At 69.4% G+C, this 5,676-nt stretch carries 4 protein-coding genes; 2 read left to right on the top strand and 2 right to left on the bottom strand.

Annotation, left to right across the window (positions count from 1 at the left end):
• Positions 1 to 1,432, bottom strand: a 1,432-nt coding sequence (locus tag AB0M52_RS29515) for a penicillin acylase family protein (RefSeq protein ID WP_363960526.1), incomplete at its 3' end; no start/stop codon positions are given.
• 559 nt (positions 1,433 to 1,991) lie between these two features.
• On the opposite strand from AB0M52_RS29515, the gene AB0M52_RS29510 reads away from it, so the two are divergent.
• Positions 1,992 to 2,891: a TIGR01777 family oxidoreductase gene (locus AB0M52_RS29510; protein WP_363960523.1), complete on the top strand. Its 900-nt coding sequence runs from the start codon at positions 1,992 to 1,994 to the stop codon at positions 2,889 to 2,891.
• 111 nt (positions 2,892 to 3,002) lie between these two features.
• On the opposite strand, the gene AB0M52_RS29505 is transcribed toward AB0M52_RS29510, so the two are convergent.
• A complete protein-coding gene (locus AB0M52_RS29505) occupies positions 3,003 to 4,214 on the bottom strand; it encodes a PHB depolymerase family esterase (protein ID WP_363960520.1) in 1,212 nt (403 codons plus the stop codon).
• A gap of 196 nt (positions 4,215 to 4,410) precedes the next feature.
• Here AB0M52_RS29505 and AB0M52_RS29500 point away from each other — a divergent pair.
• Positions 4,411 to 5,676, top strand: a 1,266-nt coding sequence (locus AB0M52_RS29500) for a DUF2079 domain-containing protein (RefSeq protein ID WP_363960517.1), incomplete at its 3' end; no start/stop codon positions are given.

The following is a 5,676-nucleotide window of genomic DNA, read 5'->3' as shown; positions in this document are numbered from 1 at the left end:
GATAGTCAGCGGCGTTGGGGCTGTCCGCGCCCGCGCTGGTCCAGGGCCAGTTGTTCGTGTTGAACGCCCAGCCATTTTGCGGATTCACTGCCTGCGGAATGCTCTCGAGGCTGTGCAGCCCTTGCCAGTCAGTCGCCGGACTGCTGCCGTCGACGGGCTGGAGATAGTTGAATCGATCGTCGCGGATCGGCATGAACTGCGGCAACAGGAAGGCGATGTTGCCCTTCGAATCCGCGAACAACGTGCTGTTCGAGCTGTTGGCCTTGAGGCTCGCCACCTCGATGTAGTCCGCATAGTCCCGCGCCTTGGTGCGCAGGAAACTTTGCTGCAGCGCCTCGACGGGCTTGTTCATCAGTGCGCAGGCGATCCATCTCCCGGACGCCTCGCGCACGATCGGGCCGTGATGGGTGGCGAAGGTGGTGAAGCTGCGCTGGGCCTGCCCCCCGTCCGCCGTGCGGTAGGACAATGTGACCGTCTTCGTCGTCACCGGCCGCAGTTCGTCGCCGTACCGGTAGAAGAGGCTGCCCTCCGCCCCGGTCACGATAGTCTCGGCAAACTCGTCGATATTGTCGACAGGGGCTGATGTGTGCATCCAGCCCACGTTCTCGTTGAAGCCCTGGTAGATGAAGAACTGCCCCCAGGTGGTCGCGCCATAGGCGTTGAGCCCTTCACCGCTCGTCATGTGCAATTCGGAACGGAAATAAAAGCTGGTGTGCGGGTTGATCAGCAGCAGCGCTCTGCCGTTCTCCGTGTGGCTCGGAGCGATCGCGATGCCGTTCGAGCCCGAGGGCTCGCGGAACGACGCTTCTGGCTCCGCGTCGGTCAACATGAACGGGCTGTTGTCGTAGAAGGCCCTGAGCTGGGTGAGCGACACCCGCTCGATGTCGCCACCGATGCTGCCTTCGCTGAAGCTCAACGCCATCCACGGCTCGAATCGCGTGATCACGCGCGGACGCACCTCGGGGTGCGTCGCGAGATAGTAGTTGAGCCCGTCTGCCCATGCGTCCATCAGCTTGCGCAACCAGTCCGGGCTACTCGCGTAGAGATGCCTCAGCACCTCGGGATCGATGAACAGCCGCTGGCGCAGGTCCTGCCAGATCGCCGTCTCGCCCTCAGCCTCGGCGAGACGGCCGAGGCTGACCAGATAGTTCCGCTCGATGCGGTTGAAATCGTCCTCGGCCTGCGCATAGATCATCCCGAACACCGCATGGGCATCGGTCGTTCCCACCACGTGCGCGATCCCCCACTCATCGCGGGTGATCGTCACGTGTGCCGCTTGCTGGTTCCAGCGGGCGTGCTCGGGTGGGGTCTGTGGAGGAGCGGCGGACGCGGCGCCGGCTGGCAGCCCCGATGCGACGGCCCCAGCGGCCAGTCCGGCTGCTCCACCAAGGATGCGGCGCCGGCTCAGCCCTTTGTTCTGCGAATGGTTCATACCTTGGTCCGCCTTTCTCTGCAACAAGAGATCGCGCCCGGAGGAAATCGATCCCTCCGCATCGCTGATAACACGTCGCCCGCGCTGAATCGGTGACGCCATATTCCAATTCCCGCGTCGGCCTCTATTGGAAGAACGCGCCTTGACGCCAACCGTTCACATCACCCCTCCCGGACCGCCGAGTGATCAACCTGCTCCGAAATGGGTACCACTCGCGCCGACCACAAGGCAATAGAGATCAGCAAATACTTGGCCGTTGCTGCTGCTGAACGAATCCGGGTCCAATCGACATGGCCAGGGCTGAACATCTGTCGGAGCGGTTAGCCGAAGGCCGGGCCCTTGATCGTCTGCATTCCAGTGACTCCCGCCGCGGCGTGTCGTGTCACTCAGACGTAGACGATCAAGGGCCCGCGGCTCCTGCACGACGGCCGGAGCCCACCCGGCGACGCGTACGCCGAGGTGGAGCGGCTGCTGGCCGATCTACCTCGGGGCGCGAGCGATACCGCCGCGTGACCGACTCGACCGGGTCGGGCCGTGGCGCGTACCCGAAGATATGAGCATGCGGATCCTCATGGCCGGCGCGTCCGGCTTCCTCGGCACCCGACTGGTCGACCTGCTCGTCGCCGACGGGCACCAGGTGACCCGGCTGGTACGACGGGCGCCGCGCAGCCCCGACGAACGGCAGTGGACGCCTTCGGCGGCGCAGCTCGACCCGGCGCTGGTCGCCGAGGCGGACGCGGTGGTCAACCTGGCCGGCGCGGGGGTGGGCGATCGGCGCTGGAACGACCGGTACAAGCAGCTGATCCGGACCAGCCGGGTGGACACCACCAGCACCCTGGCCATCACCATCGCCGGGCTGCCCGCGGCCGACCGGCCCGAGGTAATGGTGAACGCCTCGGCGATCGGCTGGTACGGCAACACCGGCGATCGGGTCGTCGAGGAGGACGCGCCGGCCGGCGAGGGATTCCTGGCCGACGTGGCCCGGGTGTGGGAGGCCGCGACCCGGCCGGCCGAGGACGCCGGGGTGCGGGTGGTGCGGCTGCGCACCGGGCTGCCGCTGCACCGCGACGGCGGGCTGATCAAGCCGCAACTGCTGCCGTTCAAGCTGGGCATCGCGGGCCGGCTCGGCAGCGGCCGGCAGTGGATCCCGTGGATCTCGATGACCGACTGGCTGAACGCCACCACGTTCCTGCTCGCCCGCGCCGACCTGGCCGGGCCGGTGAACGTGGTCGGCCCGGCACCGGTCACCAACGCCGGGTTCACCCGGGAGTTCGCCCGCCAGCTGCACCGCCCCGCGATCATCCCGATCCCGACCCTGGCCCTGAAGGTCGCCCTGGGCGGCTTCGCCCAGGAGGCCCTCACCAGCACCCGCGTCCTCCCCGGCGTCCTCAACCGGGCCGCCTTCACCTTCCGCCACCCCGACCTCCCCACCGCCCTCCACGCCGCCCTCCACAACTAACCCGGCGGCCCCCTAGCCCGTCGATCATGCAGTTGTGGTGCCCCGCGAAAGGGGCTTACCGGCATCATCCGGCCACCACAGCTGCATGATCGACAGCAGCGGGTGTAGCGGTCAGCAGCCGATGATCCAGTGGTTGGGGGCGGTCTGGCGGAGGGCGGTGGTGTGGAAGGTGTTGTAGAGGCCCATCCGCTGGTTCGAGCCGTTGGCGTAGGCGTAGCCGCCGGAGTGGTAGGCGCGGCCCGCGCTCACGTGGGCGTAGTTGCTGGCGGTGACGCAGGTCGGGGTGCCGGTGGGGGTGGGTGACGCGGTGGGGGTGGGTGACGCGGTGGGGGTGGGGGGCGGTCCGCCGGGGTCCAGGCCGAAGAAGAGCGCGTCGCGGTACGCCGAGCAGATGGTGTCCAGGAAGTACGCCGCGACGGTGCCGCACTGGTCCGCGCCGGAGCCCGGGTCGATCGGGGTGCCGTGGCCCATGCCGGAGACCCGGTAGACGCGGGCCACGTCGTTGCCGTACACCTCCAGGCTGGTGCCCGCCGGCAGTTGCGCGGTGCTGGTGGGGGTCTGCGCCACGCCGAGCACATTGGTCCATTGGTCACGGGACTCCGTGGCGTTCGCCACCGCCACCGTGTAGTCGGCGGTGCCGTGCCACACAGCAACCTTCGGGCGCGGGCCGGAGTAGCCGGGGTAGGCGTTGCGGACCAGGTCGCCCCACTGCGCCGGGGTCTTGTCCACCCCCGGGCTCATGCAGGAGAACGCGTTGACCATGCCGGTGGCGCAGCGGTACGGGATGCCGGCGATGACCGAGCCGGCGGCGAAGACGTCCGGGTAGGTGGCGAGCATGACCGCGCTCATCGCGCCGCCGGCCGACAGCCCACTGACGTACACCCGGTTGGCGGCCGTGCCGTAGCTGGACCTGGCATGGTCGACCATCTGCTTGATGGACAGCGCTTCGCCCTGGCCGCGGGTGGTGTCGCCGGTCTCGAACCAGTTGAAGCAGGAGCTGGAGTTGTTGGCGGACGACTGCTGCGGCACGATCAGAGTGAACTTCCACTGGTCGGCGTACTTCTGCCAGCCGGAGTTGGCGAAGTACCCGGCGGCGTTCTGGGTGCAGCCGTGCAGCAGGACGACGGCCGGGGCTCCCGACGGCAGGTTGTCCGGCCGGTAGGCGTACATGGCGAGGTTGCCGGGGTTGGAGCCGAAGCCGGTGACCTGGGTCAGGGACGCGGCCTGGGCGGGAGCGGCGACGGCCACCAGCGCGGTGGCGGCCAGGACCAGCCCGGCCAGCATGCCGGCGAGCCGGCCGGGCAGGGTGCGGGTACGGCGCACGGAGACCTCCTGGGGGACTGAGAGCTGGGTCACCGATAATTGCCGCGACGTTACGCAGATGTGTCACAGCTATGACATGGCGAGACTTCACACATTCGTCGATGTCTTGGTGTGGCCGGCCCGCACCCTTCCCCTTGGGCCGCGACGTGCCGGGTCTGCCCGGGCGTGTCCGGGTGCGGTTGGTAACGTCCGCTAGGTGCCCACCTCGTCGTCCGTGGCGTCCGCGCCCGCCAAACCGCCGCGCGTCACCCGCGACCGCCGCGCCGACCTGATCGTGGCGCTGCTCGCGCTGGCGCTCGCCGTCTGGGTGACCAGCGGGCTGTGGCGGGACCCGAACGGCCGCGCGATCACCGTCAACTCCAGCGACCAGGCGCTGTTCGAGTGGCTGCTGGCCTTCGGCGGCCACGCGGTGAGCCACGGGGAGAACCCGCTCTACACCTATCTGATCAACGTTCCGGACGGGGTCAACCTCGCGGTCAACACCTCGATCACCGTGTACGCGGTGGTCTTCGCTCCGCTGACGTACCTGATCGGGCCGCCGGCCACCTTCCTGGTGATCCTCACCCTCAACCTGGCCGCCACCGCCCTCGCCTGGTACTGGCTGCTCTCCCGGCACCTGGTCCGCAGCCCGTTCGCCGCCGCGATCGGCGGGCTGTTCATCGGCTTTTCCCCCGGCATGGTCTCGCACGCCAACGCCCACCTGAACTGGACCGCCGGCTGGCTGGTGCCGCTGCTGGTGTGGCGGGTGTTCGCGCTGCGCCGGCCGGGGCACTGGCTGCGCGACGGCGTGATCCTCGGCGTGCTCGTCGCGATCGCCTTCTCGATCGCCGCGGAGGGGCTGTTCTTCACCGCGCTGGCGCTCGGCCTCTTCGTCGCCGTGTGGGCGCTGCACCCCGCCAACCGCGCCGAGGCCCGGGCCGTGCTGCCGTCGTTCCTGCGCGGGCTCGGGGTGACCGCGGTGGTCGCCGGGCTGCTGCTGGCGTACCCGCTCTGGCTGCACTTCGCCGGGCCGCAGCGGTTCCACGGCACCGGCTTCGACCCGGTGATCCACTCCGAGGACATCGCGGCGTACGCCGCGTACCCGCGCCGTTCGCTGGCCGGCGAGGCCGGGTTGGGTACCTCGCTGGCCCCGAACCCCACCGAGGAGAACTCGTTCTTCGGGCTGCCGCTGCTGCTGCTCGCCGTCGGCTGCTTCGTGCTGCTCTGGCGGCGCGCCGAGCCGGCCCGGCGGGCGACCCTGTGGGCGCTCGGGGTCGTCGCGGTGGTCTTCGCCCTGCTCTCCTTCGGGCCGGTGGCGAAGGTCGACGGCCGGCGCACCGACCTGCCCATGCCGTTCGACCTGCTCGGGCACCTGCCGGTGGTGAACGCCGCGCTGCCCGCCCGGCTCGCGCTGGTGGTCGCGCCGGTGATCGGTCTGCTGCTGGCGTACGCCGTCGATAAGCTCCGTCAACGCCCGCCCGGC

The sequence above is a fragment of the Micromonospora sp. NPDC051296 genome (assembly GCF_040682255.1).
In the GTDB taxonomy this organism is placed as follows: Bacteria; Actinomycetota; Actinomycetes; order Mycobacteriales; family Micromonosporaceae; genus Micromonospora; species Micromonospora craterilacus.
Note: the sequence above shows the minus strand (reverse complement) of the source record. Positions and strands in the feature narration are given on the sequence as shown.

Coding starts and splice junctions, on each gene's coding strand:
- AB0M52_RS29510 (WP_363960523.1), top strand. CDS start 1,992: ATGCGGATCCTCATGGCCGGCGCGTCCGGCTTCCTCGGCACCCGACTG.